Raw genomic sequence first — 23,991 nt, forward strand, 5'->3', positions numbered from 1 at the left:
GTCGCCACCTTTATCCGTCAGGGATCAGCGGTCCTCCAGCATCAGTTTTGCCCCGCGCAGCCCGACGGCCATGGCCGGAGCGTTTGTGTTGCCGGTGACATGCCAGGGCATGATGGAGCAATCCGCCACGCGCACGCCCTGGACGCCGTTTACCCTGAGGCGCGGATCTACCACGGCGTCGGGGTCCGACCCCATGCGGCATGACCGGATGGCGTGAAGGCCGCAGCTGGACAGGCGGCGGAACATCGCCAGCACGTCCTCGTCACTTTCGATTTGGGCGCCGGGCACCAGCTCCTCACCGACCATGTTCGCCAGCGGGCCTGCGTGGACATAGTCGCGCATGGCCCGGACCAGCGCGATCGCAGACTTGCGATCATGCTCGGTGGACAGGAAGTTGTGCAGGATTTCGGGAGCGTCACTGGAGGAAAGCCCGGTGGCACGCACGCTGCTTTCGCTCGTCAGGCGCAGAAGCTGGCCGTAGATGGTGACGCCGGGCTTGGGGTCGATCTTGTCGAGCGGTACCGGATCCTTGTCGTCGCCGACCTTGAAGGTGTAGCCGCCAAGATAGAACTGCGCGTCCGTGCGCCCGTCAGGATGGGCAACGTTGCAGAACGCGCCAACTTCGAACGGGCCGGTTGCCAGCACGCCGTCGCCGCGCAGCAGATAGCGCAGCATGGCGAAGGCGGCGCCGATGCCGAAGAAGCTCTTGTTGGTGCCTTTGCCACGGTCCAGCCGGAACGGCATCGAGATCGAAAGGTGCTCGATCATCTTTTCGCCGACGTCCGGTGAATGCGCCACCAGCGGAATCCCGGCCGCAGCAAGGCGTGCAGCATCGCCTATCCCTGAACGCTGGAGCAGCAGGGGGCTTTCCATGGCGCCCGCGCTCACCACGATTTCGCCGTTTGCCGCCAGTGCGAAGCGTTCGGGCCTGCCGTTGACGGTGGCTTCCAGCGCAACGGCGCGGGTGCCTTCGAAGGCGATGCGATCGGCCATGGCGCCCGTAACGACCGTAACATTGGGCCGCTTGCGCGCCACCGCCAGATACGTCCGCGCGGAAGAATCGCGCCGGCCCTTGCGGATGTTGTGGCTGTAATAGCCGACGCGCGGGCCGGGAGTGCCGTTGAGGTCGTCGACACGCTTCAGCCCTTGCGCTTCGCCCGCCTCGATCATGCGTTCGGCCAGCGGATAAGTGTAGCAGGCCGGATCGACGCGGACGAGGCCGCCGCTGCCGCGCATGGGCGCGGGACCGGCCTTGTGGTCCTCCAGTTCGAGGAAGGCGGCGGTCATGCTGGCGCCGTTCCAGCCGGTTGCTCCGGCCTCGCGTTCCCACGCGTCGTAGTCTGCAGGCTCGCCCCGGCTCCAGATCATCCCGTTGATGGAGGACGATCCGCCAAGGCCCTTGCCGCGAATCCACACTTCGCCCGCGCCCGGCTCGTTGGCGCCGGGATCTCGGGGTTGCGCGACGTGGTAGGCCCACATGTGCTCCGGCCGCTTGACCAGCTTGGCAACGCCCTTGGGCAGCGTGACCCAGAAGCTGTCGTTTTCGCCGCCAGCTTCCAGCACCAGCACTTGCGTCCGGCCGTCCGCGCTCAGCCTTTCGGCCATGACGCAGCCTGCCGAGCCTGCGCCCACGATGATGTAATCCCACTGCTTCGGCATGGTGCGTCTCTCCCGCGGCCTGTTGTTGGCCAAGGCGTCGCACGAACTAGCGCAATGGCTATCCTATCGTTTTGGTGAGTCACAAATGCTGCGGCGACGCGCTTAAACCGAATCCATGGCCGGACTTTCAAGTACCGGCGAACGTTGAAGGATCGGGAGCGAGATGAAAGCGATTGCCGAAGGCCTGTTTACCGAAGAGACGCCCCCGCGTCTGATCGGCGGCAAGGACCGGGAAACCGGCCGCATCGTCTTTCCGTGCCCGTCGTCCGAAACTTATGAACCCGTCGCGCTGGGAAGCGAAGGAACGCTGTGGTCCTATACCGTCCAGCGTTTCCGCCCCAAGACGCCGCCTTATGCCGGGCCCGAAGCGTTCGCGCCGTGGGTCGTCGCCTATGTCGAACTGCCGGGGCAGGTCATCGTCGAGGCGCGGCTTAACAACGTTGCGTTCGACGATGTGAAGGTTGGCATGGCGGTGCGTTTTGCGCCGTCGCCGCTGAACCCGGAGCTTGCGGACAGCCCTTATATCCCCGCCTACGTACCCGTATCGGCTCCGGCAGCAGGAGGCGCAGCATGAGCGGCGACGTATGCATCGTCGGCATCGGCATCCACCGCTTCGGCCGTACCGATGGCCTTTCCGGCGTCGATCAGGGCGTCTTCGCCGTGCGCGAGGCGCTGGCCGATGCGGGCGTCGAATGGCCGCAGGTCCAGTTCGCCTATGGCAGTTCGGATGCTGCGGGCAATCCGGATACGATGGTCGACCGCCTTGGCCTTACCGGCGTCCAGTTCATCAATGTGCGCAACGGTTGCGCGGCGGGCGGATCGGCGCTTTTCAGCGCGCAGATGGCGATCAAGTCGGGTGAGTTCGATCTTGGCGTCGCGGTCGGCTTCGACAAGCATCCGCGCGGCGCCTTCAATGCGCTGCCCAGCGAATACAACCTTCCCGACTGGTACGGCGAAGTGGGCCAGATGGTCACCACGCAATTCTTCGCAGCCAAGATCATGCGTTACATGAGCCTCTTCGGCATTTCGCAAAAGAGCCTGGGCATGGTGGCGGAAAAGGCGTTCCGCAACGCCGTCCACGCACCTCATGCATGGCGCCGTCAGCCGGTGTCTCTGGAAGAGATCCTCGAAGCGCCGCTGGTGAGCGATCCTTATACCAAGTACATGTTCTGCTCTCCGGCAGAGGGCGGCGTGGCGCTGATCCTTGCCAGCGAGAAGAAGGCCCGCGAACTGGGCAAGCCGCTGATCCGGCTCAAGGCGGCGACCATGCGCACCCGTCCGCCCAGCAGCTTCGAAGTGTTCGCGCCCTCGGTGGACGTGGTGGCCGATGACAGCGGCCCGCGGGGCACGGCTTCGCGCATTGCCTCCGCCGATGCCTATCGCCTTGCCGGGATGGGGCCGGGCGACATCGACGTGGCCCAGTTGCAGGACACCGAAGCAGGCGCCGAACTTATGCACATGGCCGAAAACGGCTTCTGCGCCGATGGCGAGCAGGAGCAGTGGCTGGCCGAGGGACGCACCGAGATCGGCGGCGCGCTGCCGGTCAATACCGATGGCGGCTGCCTTGCCTGTGGCGAGCCGATCGGCGCGTCGGGCTTGCGCCAGGTTTATGAAAACGTCGTGCAACTGCGCGGAGACGGCGGCGGTCGTCAGGTGCCCGGTGCCCCGAAGACGGCCTACAGCCACGTCTATGGCGCACCCGGCGTGTCCGCAGTCACTATTCTGGAACGCTGAAGCGAATGGACATCGAACTTTCCCCTGAAGACGCAACGTTCCGCGAAGAGGTCCGCGCTTTCCTGCGCGATCACCTTCCGGCAGAGGTCAAGGCGGGCGCTGCGGCCACCCCGTCGGTCTTCGTCGAGCCGGAAATCGGGCAGGCGTGGAACGCGGTGCTGCACAAGCAGGGCTGGCTTGGCTACCAGTGGCCCGCTGAGCACGGCGGCACCGGCTGGACGCCGTTGCAGCGCTACCTGTTCGAAAAGGAATGCGCGGCGGCGGGCGCGCCGAACCTGACGGTGCTGGGTCTCAAGCTGCTGGCCCCGGTGATCTACAACTTCGGCAGCGATGCGCAGAAGGCGCAAGTGCTGCCGCGCATCCTTTCGGGTGAGGATTACTGGTGCCAGGGCTTTTCCGAGCCGGGCGCGGGGTCCGATCTTGCCAGCCTAAAGACGCGGGCGATCAGGGAGGGGGACCATTACCGCGTCAACGGCTCCAAGATCTGGACCACCCACGCGCATCACGCCAACCGCATGTTCACGCTGGTCCGCACAAATACGGAAGTGAAGAAGCAGGCGGGCATTTCCTTCCTGCTCATCGATCTGGCGACACCCGGCGTCTCGGTCCGTCCGATCCTGACCAACGCGGGCGACCACGAGGTCAACCAGGTCTTCCTTGAAGACGTGATCGTGCCTGCCGAAAACCTTGTCGGTGGGGAAGGGGATGGCTGGACCATCGCCAAGTTCCTGCTCGAAAACGAACGCGGCGGTTCTTGCCATGCCCCCAAGCTGGGCTACGATCTTGACCAGATAGAGACGGCCGCGAAGGGGGAGAGCGATGGCAAGGGCGGCATTCTGGCCGACCAGACCGACTGGCGCCGCCGGGTGGCGAAGGCCCGGCTTGCGGTCAATGCGCTGGAAATGATCGAACTGAAGATCATCTCTGAAATCGCCAAAGGCCGCCCGGCAGGTCCGCAGACATCGCTGACCAAGCTGCTGGCCTCCAATTTGCGGCAGGAGATCGATCTGCTGGCCGTGGATCTTTACGGAGCCGCCGGCCTCCAGCTGGAAACCACACGCCCGCTTTATGGAGAGGGCGCGCCCGCCGCAATTCATTCCAGCGCCGCGCAAGTCGCAGCGGCGCGTTATCTCAACAGTCGTGCCTGGACGATCTTCGGCGGCACCAATGAAGTTCAAAGCACCATCATCGCCAAGTCGGTGCTGGGCCTGTGATGCTTCGGCAAGCTCAGCATGAGCGGGGCGGGATGAGCAACCGGCTCTCAAATCCGCTCAGGCTGAGCCTGTCGAAGCCCCCGCGTATCAACGCCATCAACGAGAGGAATCCGAAATGCAGCTGAACCGCGAGGCGCTGACCCGCGCCTATCGGCAGATGAAGCTGATCCGCGAATTCGAGGAACGGCTCCATGAGGAAATCCAGACCGGCGAGATCGCGGGCTTCACGCACCTTTACAGCGGTCAGGAAGCGGTCGCGGTGGGCGTGTGCGAACATCTGACCGAGCGTGACAAGATCGTCTCGACTCACCGTGGCCACGGTCACTGTCTTGCCAAGGGCTGCGACCTTGAAGGCATGATGAAGGAAATCTGGGGCAGCCAGGAGGGCCTTTGCAACGGCAAGGGCGGTTCCATGCACATCGCCGACATCGACAAGGGCATGATGGGCGCAAACGGCATCGTGGGGGCAGGCGCCCCGATCGCGGTGGGCGCGGCGATTTCCAACAAGATCGACGGCCCGGACGAGAACGGCAAGCTGGCCGTCTCGATCGCCTTCTCGGGCGACGGGGCCTGCAATCAGGGCACGACGTTCGAAGCGATGAACCTGGCCGTCGTCACCAAGGCGCCTGCCATATTCGTCTTTGAAAACAACCACTATTCCGAGCATACGGGCGTCGACTACGCGGTGGGCACGGCGAACGACATCGCCAGCCGCGCCGAAGCCTTCGGCATGAAGGTCTGGCGCGCCGATGGCACCGATTTCTTCGCCGTCTACGACACCTTCCGTGAAGTGCTTGAGTACGTGCGGACGCCCGGCAACGGCCCGGCAGCGGTTGAGTTCGATACCGAGCGTTTCTTCGGTCACTTCGAGGGCGATCCGCAGCGCTATCGCGGCGACGGCGAACTCGATCGTCTGCGGGCAGAGCGCGATTGCCTCAAGATCTTCCGCGCCAGCGTGACCGGCGCGAAGCTGCTTGAGGACGTGGACCTCGACACGATCGACACCGAGTCGCTCAAGGCCATCGAGAACGCGGTTCAGGCTTCGCGCGCGGCACCGCGCCCGCAGCCGGAAAACGTCCTCGACAACGTCTACATCAGCTACTGACGGCAGGAGCGAGACCCATGGCAAAAATGATGTATCGCGAAGCCATCCGCAACACGATCTTCCAGGAAATGCAGCGTGACGAACGCGTCGTCGTGCTTGGCGAAGACGTTGCCGGGGGAATGGGCACGGCGGGCGGGCCCGAAGCCATCGGCGGCATCTGGTCTACTTCGACCGGGTTCTACGACGCCTTCGGCCCGAACCGCGTGATCGACACGCCGATCAGCGAAAGCGCCATCATGGGCGCGGCGGGCGGCCTTGCGCTGGCCGGAAAACGCCCGGTGGCGGAGATCATGTTCGCCGACTTCATCGGCGTTTGCATGGACCAGTTGTGGAACCAGATCGCCAAGTTCCGCTACATGTTCGGCGGCAAGTCGGTCTGCCCGGCGGTAATCCGCATGCCGGTGGGCGCGGGCTATAACGCCGCCGCGCAGCACAGCCAGATGATCAGCCAGTTCGTGACCGGAATGCCCGGCATCAAGGTGGTCATGCCCACCACGCCGGAAGACGCCTGCGGCCTGCTGCGTCAGGCGATCCGCGATGACGATCCCGTGGTCTTCCTGGAGCACAAGTTCCTTTACGCGATGAGCGGCGAAGTGAACGACGACCCGGACTTTTGCATCCCCTTCGGCCACGCCCGCCTTGCCCGCGCCGGGCAGGACGTGACGATCGTCGCCAGCGGCATGATGGTCCGCTACGCCGAAACGGCGGCAGACGATCTGGCGCAGGACGGCATCGGCTGCGACGTGATCGACCTTCGCACCACTTCGCCTCTGGATGAGGAAGCGATCCTCGATTCGGTCGAAGTGACCGGCCGTCTGGTGGTGGTGGACGAAGCCCCGCCGCGCTGTTCGCTGGCCACCGACATTTCCGCGCTCGTCGCCCAGAAGGCTTTTGCCAGCCTGAAGGCGCCGATCGAGATGGTGACGCCGCCGCATACGCCGGTGCCCTTCGCCCGCGAACTGGAAAGCGCCTACCTGCCGAGCCCGGCCAAGGTCGCCGCCGCTGTGCGCAAGACGCTCGAATACCGCTAAGGGGAGCGCTGACATGAGCCGCATCCGCGCATTCACGATGCCCAAGTGGGGCATCGAAATGACCGAGGGCACAATCGCCGAATGGATGGTGAAGGAGGGGGAAACCTTCCAGCGCGGCCAGACGCTGTGCCTGATCGAAACCGCCAAGATCACCAACGAGGTCGAGGCCGAATACGAAGCCACCGTGCGCCGCATCATCGTGGGTGGCGGCGCGGGCGAGGAACCCGTCGGCGCGCTGCTGGCGGTGTTCGACGAAGGCGCGCACTCGGACGCCGAGATCGACGCCTTCGTTGCCGAATTCCGACCCGCCGAGGGCGGCGTTGCGAAGGGGGCTGAGAAGGCCAAGGCACCGCAACCCGCACCGGTTGCAGCCGCCGCGCCCGCCCCTGAGAAGCAGCGTATCAAGATCGACACCAACCGCCCGATCAGCCCCGAGGCCCTGCGCCTTGCGGAAGAGGAGGGCGTCGATATCGCCGGGATCGAAGGTTCGGGCCGCGGCGGACGTATCACCCATCAGGACGTGGTGAAGGCGCTTCGCGGCACCGGCAGCCCGTCTCTCAAGGGTACGGTCCCGGTCGAGGTGGACGATCTCAAGGTGCTGGCATCGCCGCTCGCCCGTCGCATCGCGGCGCTGCACGGCCTTTCGCTTCAGGGACTTACCGGCACCGGCCCGCGCGGCCGCATCTCCAAGGCCGACGTTCTGGCGCTGGTGCCTGCGCCCAAGGCCTCCGCTGGCGCCATCGGCACCCCTGAATTCGTGGCGGGTGAGAACCGCCCCGAAGTCGTTCCCTTCGACCGCGTCCGCAAGGTCGTGGCGCAGCGGCTTACGCAGGCGAAGCAGGAGCTTCCGCACTTCTACCTGCGCATGTCGGCCAGCGCCGATGCGCTGCTGGAAATGCGCAAGACGGCGAATGTCGTGCTGGGCTGCAAGGCTTCGGTGAATGACTGGATCGTCAAGGCTTCGGCCATGGCGCTGGCGAAGCACCCGGACGTCAATGTGCAGGTGCATGGGCAGGAAATCCATCGCTTCCCGCACGCCGATGTGTCCATCGCCGTGGCCAGTCCCAAGGGTCTTGTCACCCCGGTGGTACGGCAGGCGGACCTGATGCGGATCGACCAGATCGCGGTGGAAACCCGCCGCCTGATCGACAAGGCGCAGGCCGGAAAGCTGGGCATGGAAGACATGGAGGGCGGCACGTTCTCCGTCTCCAACCTTGGCATGTTCGGGATCGAGAACTTCGATGCGATCATCAATCCGCCGCAGGGCGCAATCCTTGCCGTGGGTGCGGCGCTGCGCCAGCCGGTGGAGACGGATGACGGCGGTGCTGGCGGTTCCTGGGCCTTCGAAACGCGCATCTCGTTCACCCTCTCGGTCGATCACCGCGCCATCGACGGCGCTGCCGGCGCGCAGTTCCTGCAGACGCTCAAGGGGCTGATCGAGGCGCCAGAGGGCCTGTTCGCCTGAAAGGACACACGATGACCACAACGGCACTCAACACGACCACAACGGCACCCGGCCCGCTCAAGCGGCTGGGTGACGTGATCCAGCTGGCCTACTTCCCGACCGACTTCGATGCGACGATGAAGTACTGGATCGAGACAGTCGGCGTCGGCCCGTTCTTCGTCCTCAACGACGTGCGGCTCGATGACATGAAGTACAAGGGCCAGCCTACCGAGGCCACGTTCACGATGGCCATCGCCTACTGGGGCGATATCCAGATCGAGCTGATCAAGACCGATTCCGATGCGCCTTCGCTCTATTCGGGCGAATATGCGGTGCGTGACAGGCTGCACCATGTCTGCGTCTTCGTCGAATCGATCGAGGAAGCCCGCCGCGCCTGCGCCGAAGCCGGGGCAGAGGTGATCGTCGAAGGCAAGGTGGGCGCCGATGGCGAGGTGATCTATGTCGATCCCGGCCAGGGACCGGGCCACGTAATCGAATACCTTCAGCCCCTTACCGGCACCGAAGGTCTGTTCCAGATGATGAAGGACGCCGCCCGCGACTGGGATGGCTCCGATCCGATCAGGGTGCTGCAGTGATGACCGAGATTTCCCCCTACGCAGCTGACATGGCGGCCAAGGTCGAGGCTTTCGTGCGAGAGCAGATCGTCCCTTACGAGAACGATCCGCGCCGCGATCATCACGGCGCGCCGACTGACGAACTGGTCATGGAGATGCGCGCGCTGGCTCGTGAGGCGGGCGTGCTTACCCCGCATATCAGGGCGGACGGATCGCACCTGACCCAGCGCGAGACGGCAGTGGTTCTGATCAAGTCGGGCCTTTCGCCGCTGGGGCCGCTGGCCTGCAACACCATGGCGCCGGATGAGGGCAACATGTACCTCATCGGCCACGTCGGCTCGCCCGAACTGAAGGCGCGGTTCCTCAAGCCTTTGGTCGAGGGCAAGGGCCGTTCTGCCTTCTTCATGACCGAGCCCGCCGACTGGGGCGGGGCGGGTTCGGACCCGTCGATGATGAAGACCACCTGCCGCCGCGACGGCAACCACTGGGTCATCAACGGCCGCAAGACCTTCATCACCGGCGCGCAAGGGGCGATGGTGGGCATCGTCATGGCCGCGTCCGAGGAAGAGGACACCAAAGGCGGCGCCTGCATGTTCCTGGTGGACCTGCCCGATGCCGCGATCCGCATCGACGAGGTTCCCAACACCATCGACACATCGATGCCGGGCGGCCACGCCACGCTGACGATCGACAACTTGCGCGTTCCCGCCGAGCATATGCTGGGCAATCCGGGCGACGGCTTCAAATATGCACAAGTCCGCCTGAGCCCGGCGCGTCTTTCGCACTGCATGCGCTGGCTTGGCACCTGCATGCGCGCGCATGAAATCGCCAGCGACTACGCCTGCCGCCGCCATGCCTTCGGCAAGCAGCTGATCGAGCACGAAGGCGTCGGCTTCATGCTGGCGGAGAATGCCATCCTCATCAAGCAGTGCGAACTGATGATCGACTGGTGCGCATCGGTGCTCGACACCGGATCGCTGGGCACGGTGGAAAGCTCGATGGCGAAAGTCTCGGTGTCCGAAGCGCTGATGAAGATCGCCGACAACTGCGTGCAGGTGATGGGCGGGACAGGCGTTACCGAACGCACCATCGTCGAGCAGGCGTTCCGCGAAGTGCGCGCCTTTCGCATCTATGACGGCCCCACCGAAGTCCACAAGTGGAGCCTCGCCAAGAAGATCCGCCGTGACTGGCACAAGGCGCAGGAAGCGGCGGCATCGAAGCAAGCCGAACCGGCATGACGGACGTTGCGCCCGATATCGCGGACGCCAACTCGGGCACCACTGCCGTGCGCGAAGGCTATGCCTTCGACGAGGCGGCGCTGACCGCATGGCTGGAAGCCAATGTCGAAGGCTTCGCCGGGCCGCTGACGGTCGAGCAGTTCAGGGGCGGGCAGTCCAACCCGACCTACAAGCTGGTGACGCCTTCGCGCAGCTATGTCCTGCGGCGCAAGCCGCCGGGGCAGCTGCTGAAAGGCGCCCACGCGGTTGAGCGTGAGGCGAAGGTGCTCACGGCTCTCCACGGCGCGGGCTTCCCGGTGGCGCGGGTCTATGGCCTGTGCGAAGACGATGGCGTCATCGGGACGTGGTTCTACGTCATGGAAATGGTGGAAGGCCGCATCTTCTGGGATGCGACCGTCCCCGGTGTCTCCAACGACGAACGCGCGGCGCTGTTCGATGCGATGAACGCCACGATGGCACAGCTCCATTCGCATGATCCTGAGGCGATCGGGCTGGGCGATTACGGCAGGCCCGGCAACTATTTCGCGCGGCAGGTCGGCCGCTGGTCGAAGCAGTACTTCGAGGACGAGGCGGCGGGCCGCAACGCGGATATGGACGCGGTGATCGCCTGGCTTGAGGCGAACATGCCTGCGGACGATGGCGCCTCCAGCGTGATCCACGGCGACCTTCGCATTGATAACATGATCTTCGCGCCTCACGAGCCGCGCGTGCTGGCGGTGCTGGACTGGGAACTGTCGACGCTGGGCCATCCGCTGGCCGACTTCGCCTACAACGCGATGATGTACCACATGCCCCCGCACATCGTTGCGGGGCTGGGCGGGGCGGACATCACCGCCCTCGGCATCCCGACCGAGGAGGAGTACGTCGCCGCCTATTGCCGCCGCACCGGGCGCGATGGGCTGCCGGACTACCGCTACTACATGGCCTTCAACTTCTTCCGCCTCGCCGCGATCTTCCACGGTATCAAGGGCCGCGTGATCCGGGGCACCGCATCCAACGCGCAGGCGAAGGAGCGGGCAGAGGCATTCCCCGAACTGGCAAGGCTCGCGCTCAGCTTCACGCGGGGGTAACCCTTTCGGGGTGAGGCGAGGGGCCGCGATCTCTCGGGGTAATTGCCGATACACTGCAAACGCGAAGCACATAGGCTTGTGCCCTGCATGCAAGCACTTTCGCCTTTGCCTCGCTTCCTGTCCGCTTTTGCGTGGCGTACCGCAGCGTTTCTGCCTGTGCTGGCGGCCTTTTGCAGTGCCGCATCCGCATCCGCCGCAGGCCCCGGCGATGACGTTTCGGAGATCGAGGAGCAGATCGAAGCCGCAGCAAAGGCGACGGACATCGCCATAACGCCTGGAAGGGACATTCTTGCAGTGCCGTTGCCGATCACCAGCCCGTCGCTGGGCACGGGCCTCGTCGCGGCGGGGGTGGCGTTCTACAATCCCAACGGCGCGCCTTCGCCATGGATTTCGGGCGGGGCAGTCATGAAGACCAGCAACGGCAACTGGTTGGTGGGCGGCTTTCATTCCATGTCGCTTGACGACGACCGCATCCGCTTGAACGGGCTGGTCGCCACGGGCAAGATCGTGGCCGATTATTACGGTATCGGCGCGCAGGCCGGTGACCGGAACGTGTCGACCGAGCTGGACCAGCGGATGACGGTGATCCGTCTGCAGGCACAGACGCGGCTTGCCAACCGTACGTATCTGGGGGCGCGCCTGATGTATCTCGATATCGACGCGTCAGGCGATGCCGAGCCTGAATATCCGGACCTCGTCGTGCCGGACCGCATGGCTGACAGCCGATTGGTGCAGCTTGGTCCGGTCGTCACGTATGACTCGCGCGATGATAGCCTCAACCCCGGATCGGGGCTCTATGCCCATGCCGAATGGCTGTTCGACCTGAAGGCGCTGGGTGGCGATTTCGGATCGAACCGGCTGACTGCGGGGGTTAGTTACTACCGCCCCGTTGCGGAAAGGTCGGTTCTGGCGTTTCATGCCGGAATTTGCGCGGCCTCGTCCAATGCGCCGTTCTATGGCCTTTGCCTGTATGGCCAGAACAACGATCTGCGCGGGTACAAGACCGGGCGCTATCGTGATCGCGCCAGCTGGGCGATGCAAGGCGAACTGCGTAGACGGCTGAAAGGACGGCTGGGCGCAGTGGTCTTTGCCGGGGTCGGAGGCATCGCGCCGTCTCTAAGCCGTATCGACGATAGCCGCTTCCTGCCCGCAGCCGGGGCCGGGCTCAGGTTCCAGCCATCACGCGATACGAACATCAACGTGCGTCTCGACTTTGCCGTGGGCCGCGATTCGTCGGGGCTGTATCTGGGAATTGCGGAGGCGTTCTAGGCCATGCCGCCCGGCGCCGCCATTTCCTTGACTTTCGCCGCCTGCGGCCCTAATTGCGGCCCTTTCCGATCCCACAGATTCTTTACCGGGAGTGCCCATGGCGCGCGTTACTGTCGAAGATTGCGTCGACAAGATCCCCAACCGCTTCGACCTCGTCCTTCTCGCAGCGCAGCGTGCGCGTGAGATTTCGGGCGGCGCGGAGCTGACCATCGACCGCGACCGTGACAAGAACCCGGTCGTGGCCCTGCGCGAAATCGCCGAACAGACCGTCACGCCGAGCAACCTCAAGGAAACGCTCGTCACCTCGATGCAGCGCGTGCTGCCCGATGATGATGACGAAATGGACGATATCGGTTCGCTCAGCCAGTCGGCCGAAGCCCTGCGCATCACTGCGTCGGCTCCGACCCGCAACACGTCGCTGGGCGGTGATTACGACGGCTGATCGTAACCGTTGACTGCCGGCTTTCGGCAGGCAACGATGCGGATGTGTCCGCTAAATCGAAATTGCCACGTATCATCGGATTGACCGGGGGACCGCCCAAAAGGGCCGGTCCCCTTCGTGCGTCCGAGGGGGAGCAGGGTTCTCCAGCCGGCAGCGGCGCCACCATCGCCATCTACAGCGTCAAGGGTGGCGTCGGGAAAACGACCTTCTCCGCCAATCTGGCATGGTGCTCTGCCGTGCAGAGCGGGCATCGGACCTTGCTGTGGGATCTTGATGCAGCAGGCGGATCGGCCTTCCTCTATGGCCTCGAACCGCAGGAAACGCGGCTGGCAGAAGAAGTCTTCGCGCGCGAAAGACCGCCGACGCGGTTGATCCAGCGCACCGCGTTCGACGGGCTCGACGTGCTTCCCGCCGATGAATCGATCCGCACGCTCGATGCGCAGCTGGTAAAGATCGGCAAGCGCAAGCGACTGGCAAAGCTGACCGAAGAACTTTCGGCCGATTACCCGCGCATCATCCTGGATTGCCCGCCGGTGATGAATGAACTTTCGGCGCAAGTCGTGCGCGCGGCGGACCTTGTGATCGTGCCGTTGCCGCCATCGCCGCTTTCATCGCGCGCCTTCGACCTCGTGGTCCGGGAGATCGCCGGGAACACTAAGCGGCATCCGCCGATCCTGCCGGTGCTCTCGATGCTCGACATGCGCCGGGCGTTGCACAAGCAGGCGCATGAAACGAACCCGAACTGGCCTGCCATCCCTTATGCCAGCGCCGTCGAACAATGCGCCGTCCAGCGCCAGCCGGTAGGGGCGCTGGCACCGCAAAGCACGGCAGCGCAGGCGTTTGCGCGGCTGTGGGGCGCGATTGAAAAGAAGCTCGGTCAGCGCAGTTGAAGCGCGGATAGGCGCTATCCCCGTCCGCATTGCACGGATGGCGATCCCGGCATAGGTTTCGTCGATCTTCAAACGGGGGGCGAAGATGAGCGGGATCAGTGAAGGATTGGCGGAGCTTGGGCAGGGCACCGCAGCTGCCATGGCGGTCGAACCGAGGCATGGGGCGGCGCAGGATGGCCACACGCATGAAACGGACTGCCTGAATTGCGGCACGCATCTTGTGGGATCGCATTGCCATGCCTGCGGTCAGGCAGCGCACGTGCACCGAAGCCTGGGGGCATTCTTCCATGACCTGCTACACGGCGTTTTTCATTTCGAAGGCAAGATCTGGCGCACGCTACCGCTGCTGGCGTGGCGCCCCGGACGCCTCACGCGTGAGTATATCGATGGCCGCCGCGCCAGTTACGTGTCGCCGATCGCCTTGTTTCTTTTCTGCATCTTCCTGATGTTCGCGGTTTTTCACGCGACCGAAGGGCATGAGGAACCCTCGACGCACACGGGCAATGCGCAGGGCGTGGAGCACAGCATCAAGCGGATCGAAGGTGAGATCGCCGCCCTGGAGGCGAGGCAGAAGGCGGCCGCGGCAAAGGGGCAGACGATTGCAGGCGTCGACGCGCAATTGAGCGCGCAGCGCGAGGCTTTGAATACGTTGCGCGACGTGGAGGCAGAGGGTGTCGATCTGAAGGTGGACCCGGACCGGCGGGTCAGCGATATTCCCACGCTGGACAAGGCGATCAAGAAGTTCCGGTCCAATCCCGATCTCGCAAGCTACAAGCTTCAGACATACGCTTACAAATACAGCTGGGCGCTGATCCCCATATCGGTGCCGTTCCTGTGGCTTTTGTTTCCGTTCAGCCGCCGCTTCCACTTGTATGATCATACCGTCTTCGTGACGTATTCGCTGTGCTTCATGACACTGCTGGCCATCGTGGCGATGATCGGGGGGGCATTGGGTGCCGCAGAGATCGCGGCATTCCTGATCTTCGTGCCGCCTTTGCATATGTATCGCCAGCTGCGTGGAGCCTACGGCATCAGCCGGTTCAGCGCCTTGTGGCGCGGGGCAATGCTGCTTGTCTTTTCGGGCCTGGCCCTTGCCATGTTCTTCACCATGATCATGGCCCAGACCAGCCTGTAGGGCGGCGGCAAGACGGGCGACAAAAAAGGGGCGTCAGGTCCTGCCCTGACGCCCCTCCTGCATTCTCCCTTGGGGGAGAACCCGTGGACCGGGGGTTTACGCGCCCTGCGGTGCAGTTCCGCTGAAGCGGCGGCCTGCCTTCGGGATCGCAGAGCCGGTCAGCGGCCGCGGAGCCGACGGACCGCGCGGTTCCGAAGGACGGCCGATATTGCCGGTTTCGAGAAGCTGCTTGATCTCGTCGCCGGACAGGGTTTCGTATTCCAGCATCGCCTGCGCCAGCGTGTGCAGCGCCTCGTTCTGGTCGTTCAGGATCTGCGTTGCGCGGGCATGGGCGTTTTCGACAAGCGCGCGGATTTCGCTGTCGATCAGCTTGTTCGTTTCGCCCGAACCCATCGTGCGCTGGGTGCCGCCCATGCCGAGATAGCCTTCCTGGCTGTCTTCGTACTGGATCGGCCCAAGCTTGTCCGACATGCCCCACTTGGTCACCATCGAACGCGCCAGGCTGGTGGCGTACTGGATGTCGGACGATGCGCCCGAAGACACCTTGTCATAGCCGAAGATGATCTCTTCCGCCACGCGGCCGCCCATCGCGACCGACAGGTTCGCCAGCATCTTGTCGCGGTGATAGGAATAGCTGTCCCGCTCAGGCAGGCGCATGACCATGCCCAGCGCGCGGCCGCGCGGGATGATGGTGGCCTTGTGGATCGGGTCCGAAGCGGCTTCGTTCAGCGAGACGATGGCGTGACCGGCCTCATGATAGGCGGTCATCTTCTTTTCGTCTTCGGTCATGACCATGGAACGGCGTTCCGCGCCCATCATGACCTTGTCCTTGGCGTCCTCGAATTCCTGCATGGCGACAAGGCGCTTGTTGCGCCGTGCGGCGAGCAGGGCAGCCTCGTTCACCAGGTTGGCAAGGTCGGCGCCGGAGAAGCCCGGAGTACCGCGTGCGATCACGCGCGGATTCACGTCAGGCGCCAGCGGCACCTTCTTCATGTGCACGGCGAGGATCTTTTCACGCCCTTCGATGTCGGGCACCGGCACCACGACCTGACGGTCGAAGCGGCCGGGGCGCAGCAGCGCGGGGTCGAGCACGTCGGGACGGTTGGTTGCCGCGATGATGATGATGCCTTCGTTCGCTTCGAAGCCGTCCATCTCGACCAGCAGCTGGTTGAGCGTCTGTTCGCGTTCGTCGTTCGAGTTGCCGAGGCCATGGCCACGGTGGCGGCCGACGGCGTCGATTTCATCGATGAAGACGATGCAGGGCGCGTTCTTCTTGGCCTGTTCGAACATGTCGCGCACGCGCGATGCACCAACGCCGACGAACATTTCGACGAAGTCGGAGCCCGAGATCGTGAAGAACGGCACGCCGGCCTCACCGGCGATGGCGCGGGCCAGCAGGGTCTTGCCGGTGCCCGGCGAGCCGACCAGCAGCGCGCCCTTGGGGATCTGGCCGCCCAGCTTGGAGAAGCGGGTGGGATCGCGCAGGAATTCGACGATTTCCTCCAGTTCCTCACGCGCTTCGTCGATGCCGGCGACGTCATCGAAGGTGACTCGGCCCGAACGTTCGGTCAGCATCTTGGCCTTGGACTTGCCGAAGCCCATCGCGCCCGAGCCGCCGCCCTTCTGGACCTGACGCAGCGCGAAGAAGGCGATGCCGACGATCAGCAGGAACGGCAGGGTCTGCGCAAGGATGTAGAGCAGCAGGCTGCCCTGTTCGGCTTCCTTGCCCGAATACTTGACGTCGTTGCGCTGGAGCAGGTCGGTCAGCGTGGTGTCGCCGGGGACCGGGACGGTGGTGAAGCTGTCCCCGTTCTTGAGCTTGCCGTCGATGCGGTCTTCGGAAATCTCCACCGAGGCGACGCTGCCTTCGGCGACCTTTCCGCGGAAATCGGAGTAGGGAATCGCGGGGCCCGTGGTGGCGCGCGATCCGAACATCGAGACCACCATCAGAAGGGCGAGGAAGATGCCGCCCCATACAAGCAGGCTCTTGACCCATGGGTTGCCGTTGGGCTGGTCGTCGTTCATTTTGCGGGAATCCGTCCTTTCGCGCTCCAATGTAGGCGCATGGCGCTGAATCACAAGTTAGCGCGGGAGCAACCTCGGTCGTTTCGGCGCGATATCCGCCATAACAGGCGCAAGCCGCGCATCTATGCCCCTTCGGCAAGGCGGGAAGGCGGCAGTTCCAGCGTCATCCGGGTGCCGGCTTGCGCATTTTCGAGGGCGATGCGTGCTTCCAGCTGACGGCTGAGCACGCGTGAGATGCGCAGCCCTATCGAGTCGGCCGAAGCCGGGTCGAAGCCCGGCGGCAGCCCGTGCCCGTCATCCTCCACGTGCAGAACCACGCCGCCGTTCTGGCGGGTGACGCGCACGGTGATGGTGCCGTCACGGTCATCGGCAAAGCCATGTTCTATGGCGTTGGCGATCGCTTCGGTCACGATCAGCGCCACGGGTACGGCGCTGTCCGGCCGCAGCACGATGTCGCCCAGCGCCTCGACGGAGCAGGTGATGCCGGGGCGGGCGCTGGAGGACATGGTCTTGGCGCAGACTTCCTGCAGGAATCGGTCAAGCGGAACCAGGCGGCCATCGTGATGGTAGAGCTGGCGCTGGATGTTGCCGATCACCTGCAGGCGGGCGGCGGCATCGGACAGGGCGCGGCGGGCGACCGGCTCCTGAAGGTTGCGCATCTGCAGCGACAATACGGCGCCGACCATCTGCAGGTTGTTGCCGACCCGGTGCTGCATTTCCTGAAACAGCAGTTCGGACCGCTCTGCAAGCTGGCGGCGTTCCTCGGCCAGTGTGCGCACTTCCTCTCTTGCGTGGTGGAGGCGGGCGTTGGCGGCCTGCATGAAATGGACAAGCGCGATGTCTACCGCCACGACCCCGGTGTAGAACAGCATCGCGGTGATCGTGCCGTGGTCGAAGCCGAAGGTCATGCGCGGCGGGATGAACACGTACCATGCGAAGATGCCGCAAAGGATCGCGGCAAGAACGCCGGGACGCGGCCCGAACAGGAACGAGCTGAGGATCACCGCCGGGAAGAACGTCAGGAACGGATAGCCCGGCGGGAATGCGCTATCGAGCGCCCAGCGCAGCCACAGCGCGAACAGGCACAGCGCGATGGTTGCCGTGTAACGCACACCCGGCCTGTCCGGCAGGAAGGGGAGGCGTTCGGTGAATCGGCTCAGGCTGTACAACGCGGACCTCAATCACCTCTTCGCGCGATCCGCGCCCATTGCGGGATATCGCATGACAGAGACGCGCGAAAGAGGCGGCGGTTGCGATCCGGCGCAAATGGTTCAGCAGCGGACGAGCTGATAGTCTCCCGCGTCGTCGACTTGCGCGGTCCAGCCGGGGTAGACGACGATGGTGGTGAAAGTCTCCTCGATGATGGCCGGACCCTGCAGTTCCATGCCGGGCGACAGGCTGCGGCCGGAGTGGATCGGCACCATCGCAAAGCCACGGCCAAGGTTGGCGCGTCGGGTACGTTGCGGCGGCGGCGGCGGGCCTTTGCTTACGAAGCCGCCGGCGGCTTTGGGCGAGGGTGTTTCCACCCGCGCGGCAAGGCGCACGCCGGAGATCTCCGGCACCTCGTTCTCACGCACGTGGCCGTATTCCGCCATGTGCCGCGCGTTGAACAGGGTGATGGCGCGGGCGGGGAAGCCTTCGTCGACGAAGCCCAGGTCATGCAGAGGCGCATCGCCCTCTACCGGGAACGAGAGCGAGAAGTTCTGGCCCGGATAGCGCATGTTGAGTTGGTAGCTGGCCTGCACCGATCCGGGGGAGAATCCGGCGGCGCTGAAGTGCCGGTCCGCCCGCTCGCACAGCTGGCTCCACAAGGCGCGGATGCGGTCAAGATCGAGCGCGGCAGAGGATGCGATGTAGGAGCGTTCCTCGTCGATGGTGGGGTTCGCGACCAGCGTGCCGAGGGCGGAGAACGTAGGCGATGCCTTGGGGATCAGCACTTTTTCGATGCCCAGCTCCTCTGCCTGGATCGCCGCGAAGGCAGGGCCGTTGCCGCCGTAGGCCAGCATCACGAGGTCGCGCGGGTCGATCCCCTTGCCGGCGGTGGTGCGGCGCACGCCCTGGCTCATGGCGGCATTGACCACGCGCCAGCAGTCGAATGCGGCCTGTTCGGCGCCCTGTTCGTCGTTGGCGCCCTGTTTGTCATTGGCATGGCCAAGATCGCGGGCCAGCGCGCGAAATGCCTCGACCACACCCTTGCGCGATAGGGTGAAGCTGCCCCCTGCGAACCCTTGGTCGGTGGAAAGGATGCCCAGCATGACAAGGGCGTCCGTCACGGTGGGCTCGGTTCCCCCGCGCCCGTAGCAGATCGGGCCGGGTTCCGACCCGGCAGAGCGCGGGCCGACCTGCAGCATGCCTCCGTTTACGTGACAGATGGAGCCTCCGCCGGCGCCCAGCGTCTCCACTTTCACCATCGGTACGCCGACAAGGTAGCGGTGGTGCATGTTCCAGCCCGCTTCGGCCGGGGCCTGCCCGTCGATCACCAGGGACATGTCGTAGCTGGTGCCGCCCATGTCGACGCAGAGCAGGTTGGGGCATCCCTTGGCCGCGCCGCAGTGGGCAGAGCCGATTACGCCGCCCGCCGGGCCGGAGGCAAGAACGCGGATCGGCGCGCCCTCGATATAGTCGCGGCTCATCACCCCGCCCGACGCCTGCATGACCATCAGCTGCCTGCGATAGCCGCCATCGGCCAGCCGCTGGACCAGCTTTTCGAGATAGCCGGTGACGCGCGGGCCTACATAGGCGTTGACCACGGTGGTGGAGGTACGGTCGTATTCGGGCGCGCGGGGCAGCACTTCGTGGCTGGCGCAGACGTAGGCATTCTGGATTTCCTGCCGCACGATCTCGTGCGCGCGGCGTTCATGATCGGGGTTCACGAAAGAGAACAGGAAGCTGATCGCCACCGCCTCGACGTTCTGCAGCCGCAGCTTGCGGCAGGCTTCGCGCAGGGCGTCCTCGTCAAGCGCGCGGTGGACGGAACCATCGTGCAGGACGCGTTCGGGAACCGTCAGGCGGCGGCGGCGGGGGGTGATCTGCCGGGGCGGTTCCAGCCGGACGTCCCAGATATCCTCCTTGAAGCCGCGCCGGTATTCGATCTCGTCGCGGAAACCTTCGGTGGTGATCAGCCCGGTCAGCGCGCCGTTCATCTCGATCAGGGTGTTGTCGGCCACCGTCGTGCCGTGGACGATCGCATCGCAGCGGGAGAGGAAATCCGGCAGTGACAGACCTTCCTGTTCCGCCAGTCGGCCCAATCCCTCCATCACGCCCAGCGAGCGGTCTTCGGGCGTCGAAAGGTTCTTGTGAACCACCACTTCGTCGCCCTTGAGCAGCGCGAAGTCCGTGAACGTGCCGCCGATGTCGATACCAACGCGATAAGCCATTCTTCTCCCCCGGCACTATGACCCTTGTCCTCCCCCGTTTCGGGGTGAGGCGCCTTTCCTACGCCGCCATCTGCGCCCGCAGCGCTTGCGTGGCTGCGTGGTCGACGGCGAGCGTGTAGTCTTCCAGCCTGCCGGTCAGCACGACGCCGTATTTCGCGCGCGCCGCCTCCGGGCTGACGTATTCGTCGAGCACGTCTTCCTTCACGCTTTCCGGGTCGCGCCGCAGCGCAGGTCCGAAACCGCCGCCGCCGCCGTGCTGGTACGCGATCACGGCGCCCGCGGGCAGCAGGTCCTGCGCGGTGTGGAGGATCGGCCGCTCCGCAGGGGAGCCCACTTCAAAACGGTTGGTATAGGGGATGGCATCATCGCCGCCGCACATGCCGCTCAGCGGGTGCTCGGCCGAAACCATCCATGCCGTGGCCGACGTGGGCTTGAGCACCTGCTTGACGTTGAGCGATCCCGGCGCCCCGCGCCACTGACCCGCGCCGCCGCCGTCTGTGGTCATCTCGCGGCTGATGTTGAGGATCGGAAAGCGGCTTTCGGCGTCCTCCGCTTCGGAAAGGATCAGGCTGCCCAGCGCGCTGGGGCATGAACCCCAGCCGTCGAGCCCGGCCACCGCCGACACGTCCATCGATCGGCAGTCCACGCCCTGATCCATCCACATCATGCCGTCATCGTCGAAGCCGACCACCATGTTGGGCATGCCGATCTTGTAGAGCTGCGGCTGCGAACGTTCGGGCGCGACGTGGGACAGGGCGATGCACACCGCTTCCGTGATTTCGCAGGCGGGGTGGAAGGAGCCGAGCGCGGCGGGTTTGTTCGGCGGTGGCTGGGCGATGCACCCTTCGGGAACCACGATCTCCACCGCGTCGAAGTAGCCTTCGTTCTTGACGATGGTGGGGTCCATCGCGGCCACCACCTGGCACATCACGTAGCTGCGGGTGTTGGCGAAGGTGTTCCACACGCCCACCAGTTCGGGCCGGTCGTCAGTGCCGGTGAGGTCCACGGTCAGCTGGTCCCCGGCGATCGTGCAGGTGACGTGGACCCGCACGTCCCGGGTGCCGGCGGTGTCATGGTCGATGAAGACGGTGGCTTCGTGCGTGCCGTCGGGCCACTTGGCCACTTCCTCGCGCACGCGGCGCTCGGTCTGCGCGATGGACTGGTTGATCGCCGCACGGATGACGTCGGCCCCCCACTTTTCCACCAGCCGGTCGAGCATGGCGACGGCGTGCTGGACGCCGCCGATCATGGCCGCGATATCCCCGCCGAAGGTCGCGAAGCGGTTGTTGCGCACCACCGCGTCGAACACGTCGCGGCGCAACTCCCCCCGGTGGACCAGCTTGAGGCAGGGATAGATCACGCCCTCGGTGAACAGGTCCGTCGCGTCGAGCGAGAAGCCGCCGGGGTCCTTGCCGCCGGTGTCCCCCTGATGGGCCTGCAGGGTCTGGATGCAGACGAGCTTGCCTTGTGCATCGTAGACCGGCGCATAGACGCAATAGTCGGGCAGGTGGCCACCGCCATGGTCGGGGTCGTTGGCAAGGAAGACGTCACCCGGTCCCCAGTCGTAACGCTCCTGGTTCATCAGGCCCCAGCGCGTCTCCATCTGGTTGACGAAAGTAAGGTGCGGCGTGCCCACCGCGCCCATCGCCAGCCGGCCATGCGCATCGACGATGGCGGCATTGCGTTCGTTGGACTGGTTGATGATCGGCGAAGATGCCGCGCGGCCAAGGTAAGTTGCGCTTTCGAAGCATACCGTCTCGAACGCGCCGCGGATGATATCGGCGGTGACCGCATCGACGTGCGCGTCGGTCGGCAACGGCGCGCGGCGGGCAGCCAGCGCGCGGTTAAGTTCGTAGGACATGCCTTGTGTGTTCCTCTTCCCGGACGGTTCGGGAATAAGTCCGGCGGCGGCGGGCTTCTCGACAAAGCGCGCGGGGCGACGTGCAATTTGCGAAAGGGGCCGCTATCGCCCTTGCCGAGAAGCCGTGCCGGAGCCGCCCCCTCGATGAAGACCATCAGCCGCATCCATCCCGTCTATGCCGAGATGGGGACCACCGTGTTCGAGCGGATGTCGGCGCTGGCGCGGGAGGTCGGCGCCATCAATCTGGGGCAGGGCTTTCCGGATGGGCCGCCGCCTGCCGCGCTGCTGGATGCCGCATCGCGCGCGCTGCACGAACGGTCGAACCAGTACCCGCCCAGCGCCGGGCTGCCCGAACTGCGTGCGGCGGTCTGCGCCCATTACGCCCGCACACAGGGGCTGGACCTTGCCCCGGCGCAGGTGACGGTCACATCGGGCGCGACGGAGGCGATCGCCGCAGCCGTGCTTGCGCTTGTGGCGCCGGGGGACGAGGTGATCCTGTTCCAGCCCGCCTACGATGCCTATGCGCCGATGGTGCGCCGGGCCGGGGGCGTTCCGGTCAGCGTCCTGCTGGAGCCGCCGCATTACCGCTACGAGGCGGCGGCGCTGGAAGCGGCGGTTACGCCGCGCACGCGGGTGATCATGCTCAACGACCCGCTCAACCCTGCCGGAACTGTCGCCGGCGAGGCGGAACTGGCGGCGATCGCCGCGTTCTGCATCGCGCACGATCTTGTCGCCATATGTGACGAGGTATGGGAGCAGGTACGCTTCGACGGCAGGACCCACCGTTCGCTGATGGCCTGCGAAGGCATGGCGGGGCGGGTGGTGAAGATCGGGTCGGCGGGCAAGATCTTCGGGCTGACCGGGTGGAAGATCGGCTGGATGGCGGCGCAGGGAGATCTCGCCGTCGCGCTGGGCCGGGTGCATCAGTTCCTGACCTTCACCACGGCAGTGCCGCTGCAATGGGCCGTGGCCGAAGGGCTGGGGCGGGGGGACATCCTTGATGCGCTTCATGCCGAATGGTCCGCATCGCGCGATCGGCTGAAGCGGGGGCTGGAAGCGGCGGGCCTCGTCGTGCTGCCCAATGCGGCCACGTGGTTCCTCTGCATCGACCTTGCCGCATCGGGCATCGCGCTGAGTGATGCTGAATTCAGCGAAAGGGCCTTGCGCGAAGCGGGGGTGGCGACGGTGCCGGTCAGCGCGCTCTATGCGGGCGGCAGCGAACGGACGCCGACGCATATCGTGCGGCTGTGCTACACCAAGCCCGATGCGGTGCTGGACGAAGCGCTCACCCGCATCGCGGCATGGGTGCGCAGCTTGTGAGCGGGCTGCAATGGCGGGCGATGCGCGCGTCCGATATCGACGGGGTGGTGGACGTGGCCCGCGCTTCGTTCCCCGATCACTTCGAGGCCCGCGCCTGTTTCGAGGAACGGCTGGCCCTCTTCGCGCAAGGCTGTTCTGTGCTGGCGGACCCGGCGGATGAAGCGGTCAGGGGCTACCTCATCGCCTATCCCTGGCCGCTGGGCGCTATCCCGCCGCTCGACAGCCTGCTGGGCAGCGTGCCGCAGGCGCGGACGGCATACTACCTGCACGATCTGGCACTCCATCCCGATGTGCGCGGGCAGGGCCATGCTTCCCCCGCCGTCAGGCAGTTGTTCGCCGTATTGCGCGGTCTTGGCGGGGACGAAGTGGCGCTGGTTTCGGTCAATGACACCGCAGCGTTCTGGCAGGGGCAGGGCTTTGCCGCCGTGCCGCCCGATGCCGCGCTGCAGCGCAAGCTGGCAAGTTATGGGCCGGATGCGCGATACATGCGCAGAGCGCTTTGACTGCGCAGATTCAGCGCCTGACCGTCTGCCGGAGAGCGATGAAATCAGGGGCTTGACGCCATGCTGCGCTGCGGCATCCTTCGTCCTTTCCAGTTTCAG

20 protein-coding genes are annotated in these 23,991 nt (G+C 65.2%); 15 read left to right on the top strand and 5 right to left on the bottom strand.

The features are described 5' to 3' along the window. Positions 1–24 precede the first annotated feature (24 nt). The gene (locus tag A8V01_RS02130; RefSeq protein WP_103094309.1) at positions 25–1,659 is read right to left on the bottom strand and encodes a GMC family oxidoreductase; all 1,635 of its coding nucleotides are present in this window, start codon (positions 1,657–1,659) and stop codon (positions 25–27) included. A 163-nt stretch (positions 1,660–1,822) separates the two neighbouring features. Between A8V01_RS02130 and A8V01_RS02135 the strand changes: the two genes are divergently transcribed. The 13 genes from A8V01_RS02135 (at position 1,823) to A8V01_RS02195 (ending at position 14,806) form a co-directional block, all read left to right on the top strand. Then, positions 1,823–2,233, top strand: coding sequence for a Zn-ribbon domain-containing OB-fold protein (locus A8V01_RS02135; protein WP_103094310.1), 411 nt, complete (start codon positions 1,823–1,825; stop codon positions 2,231–2,233). Continuing rightward, positions 2,230–3,393: a thiolase family protein gene (locus tag A8V01_RS02140; protein ID WP_103094311.1), complete on the top strand. Its 1,164-nt coding sequence runs from the start codon at positions 2,230–2,232 to the stop codon at positions 3,391–3,393. The genes A8V01_RS02135 and A8V01_RS02140 overlap by 4 nt, the downstream gene beginning before the upstream one ends. 5 nt (positions 3,394–3,398) lie before the next feature. Next, positions 3,399–4,607 (top strand): acyl-CoA dehydrogenase family protein, encoded by a 1,209-nt coding sequence (locus A8V01_RS02145; protein ID WP_103094312.1) that lies wholly within the window; start codon positions 3,399–3,401, stop codon positions 4,605–4,607. 115 nt (positions 4,608–4,722) lie between these two features. Further along, positions 4,723–5,712: a thiamine pyrophosphate-dependent dehydrogenase E1 component subunit alpha gene (locus A8V01_RS02150; protein WP_103094313.1), complete on the top strand. Its 990-nt coding sequence runs from the start codon at positions 4,723–4,725 to the stop codon at positions 5,710–5,712. A 17-nt stretch (positions 5,713–5,729) separates the two neighbouring features. Next, positions 5,730–6,743 carry an alpha-ketoacid dehydrogenase subunit beta gene (locus tag A8V01_RS02155; RefSeq protein WP_103094314.1) on the top strand — a complete coding sequence of 338 codons (1,014 nt, stop codon included), beginning with the start codon at positions 5,730–5,732 and terminating at the stop codon, positions 6,741–6,743. Positions 6,744–6,756: 13 nt separating this feature from the next. Next, positions 6,757–8,208, top strand: a complete 1,452-nt coding sequence (locus A8V01_RS02160) for a 2-oxo acid dehydrogenase subunit E2 (RefSeq protein WP_103094315.1) — start codon at positions 6,757–6,759, stop codon at positions 8,206–8,208. 11 nt (positions 8,209–8,219) lie between these two features. Continuing rightward, complete coding sequence (locus tag A8V01_RS02165; protein WP_103094316.1) at positions 8,220–8,783, top strand: VOC family protein; 564 nt, start codon at positions 8,220–8,222, stop codon at positions 8,781–8,783. Beyond that, positions 8,783–10,000: an acyl-CoA dehydrogenase family protein gene (locus A8V01_RS02170; protein WP_103094317.1), complete on the top strand. Its 1,218-nt coding sequence runs from the start codon at positions 8,783–8,785 to the stop codon at positions 9,998–10,000. The genes A8V01_RS02165 and A8V01_RS02170 overlap by 1 nt, the downstream gene beginning before the upstream one ends. Then, positions 9,997–11,070, top strand: coding sequence for a phosphotransferase (locus tag A8V01_RS02175; protein ID WP_103094318.1), 1,074 nt, complete (start codon positions 9,997–9,999; stop codon positions 11,068–11,070). The genes A8V01_RS02170 and A8V01_RS02175 overlap by 4 nt, the downstream gene beginning before the upstream one ends. A gap of 87 nt (positions 11,071–11,157) precedes the next feature. Next, positions 11,158–12,339, top strand: a complete 1,182-nt coding sequence (locus A8V01_RS02180) for a BamA/TamA family outer membrane protein (protein ID WP_146037157.1) — start codon at positions 11,158–11,160, stop codon at positions 12,337–12,339. 97 nt (positions 12,340–12,436) lie between these two features. Then, entirely contained in the window at positions 12,437–12,781 is a 345-nt protein-coding gene (rpoZ, locus tag A8V01_RS02185) for a DNA-directed RNA polymerase subunit omega (RefSeq protein WP_103094320.1), read from the top strand. An 80-nt stretch (positions 12,782–12,861) separates the two neighbouring features. Next, positions 12,862–13,671, top strand: coding sequence for a ParA family protein (locus tag A8V01_RS02190; protein ID WP_103094321.1), 810 nt, complete (start codon positions 12,862–12,864; stop codon positions 13,669–13,671). 85 nt (positions 13,672–13,756) lie between these two features. Continuing rightward, positions 13,757–14,806, top strand: a complete 1,050-nt coding sequence (locus tag A8V01_RS02195) for a DUF3667 domain-containing protein (protein ID WP_103094322.1) — start codon at positions 13,757–13,759, stop codon at positions 14,804–14,806. A 96-nt stretch (positions 14,807–14,902) separates the two neighbouring features. On the opposite strand, the gene ftsH is transcribed toward A8V01_RS02195, so the two are convergent. The 4 genes from ftsH to A8V01_RS02215 all read right to left on the bottom strand — a co-directional run bounded on the left by ftsH (position 14,903) and on the right by A8V01_RS02215 (position 22,069). After that, entirely contained in the window at positions 14,903–16,831 is a 1,929-nt protein-coding gene (gene ftsH, locus A8V01_RS02200) for an ATP-dependent zinc metalloprotease FtsH (RefSeq protein ID WP_103094323.1), read from the bottom strand. A 122-nt stretch (positions 16,832–16,953) separates the two neighbouring features. Next, positions 16,954–18,000 carry a sensor histidine kinase gene (locus A8V01_RS02205; protein WP_103094324.1) on the bottom strand — a complete coding sequence of 349 codons (1,047 nt, stop codon included), beginning with the start codon at positions 17,998–18,000 and terminating at the stop codon, positions 16,954–16,956. Positions 18,001–18,102: 102 nt separating this feature from the next. Next, a complete protein-coding gene (locus A8V01_RS02210) occupies positions 18,103–20,208 on the bottom strand; it encodes a hydantoinase/oxoprolinase family protein (protein WP_103094325.1) in 2,106 nt (701 codons plus the stop codon). Positions 20,209–20,266: 58 nt separating this feature from the next. Further along, a complete protein-coding gene (locus tag A8V01_RS02215; protein WP_103094326.1) occupies positions 20,267–22,069 on the bottom strand; it encodes a hydantoinase B/oxoprolinase family protein in 1,803 nt (600 codons plus the stop codon). A 144-nt stretch (positions 22,070–22,213) separates the two neighbouring features. On the opposite strand from A8V01_RS02215, the gene A8V01_RS02220 reads away from it, so the two are divergent. Then, positions 22,214–23,389 (top strand): aminotransferase, encoded by a 1,176-nt coding sequence (locus tag A8V01_RS02220; protein ID WP_211294935.1) that lies wholly within the window; start codon positions 22,214–22,216, stop codon positions 23,387–23,389. Then, positions 23,371–23,892: a GNAT family N-acetyltransferase gene (locus A8V01_RS02225; protein ID WP_103094327.1), complete on the top strand. Its 522-nt coding sequence runs from the start codon at positions 23,371–23,373 to the stop codon at positions 23,890–23,892. The genes A8V01_RS02220 and A8V01_RS02225 overlap by 19 nt, the downstream gene beginning before the upstream one ends. Positions 23,893–23,991: the final 99 nt, after the last annotated feature.

It is taken from the genome of Novosphingobium guangzhouense, from assembly GCF_002896965.1.
GTDB lineage: Bacteria > Pseudomonadota > Alphaproteobacteria > Sphingomonadales > Sphingomonadaceae > Novosphingobium > Novosphingobium guangzhouense.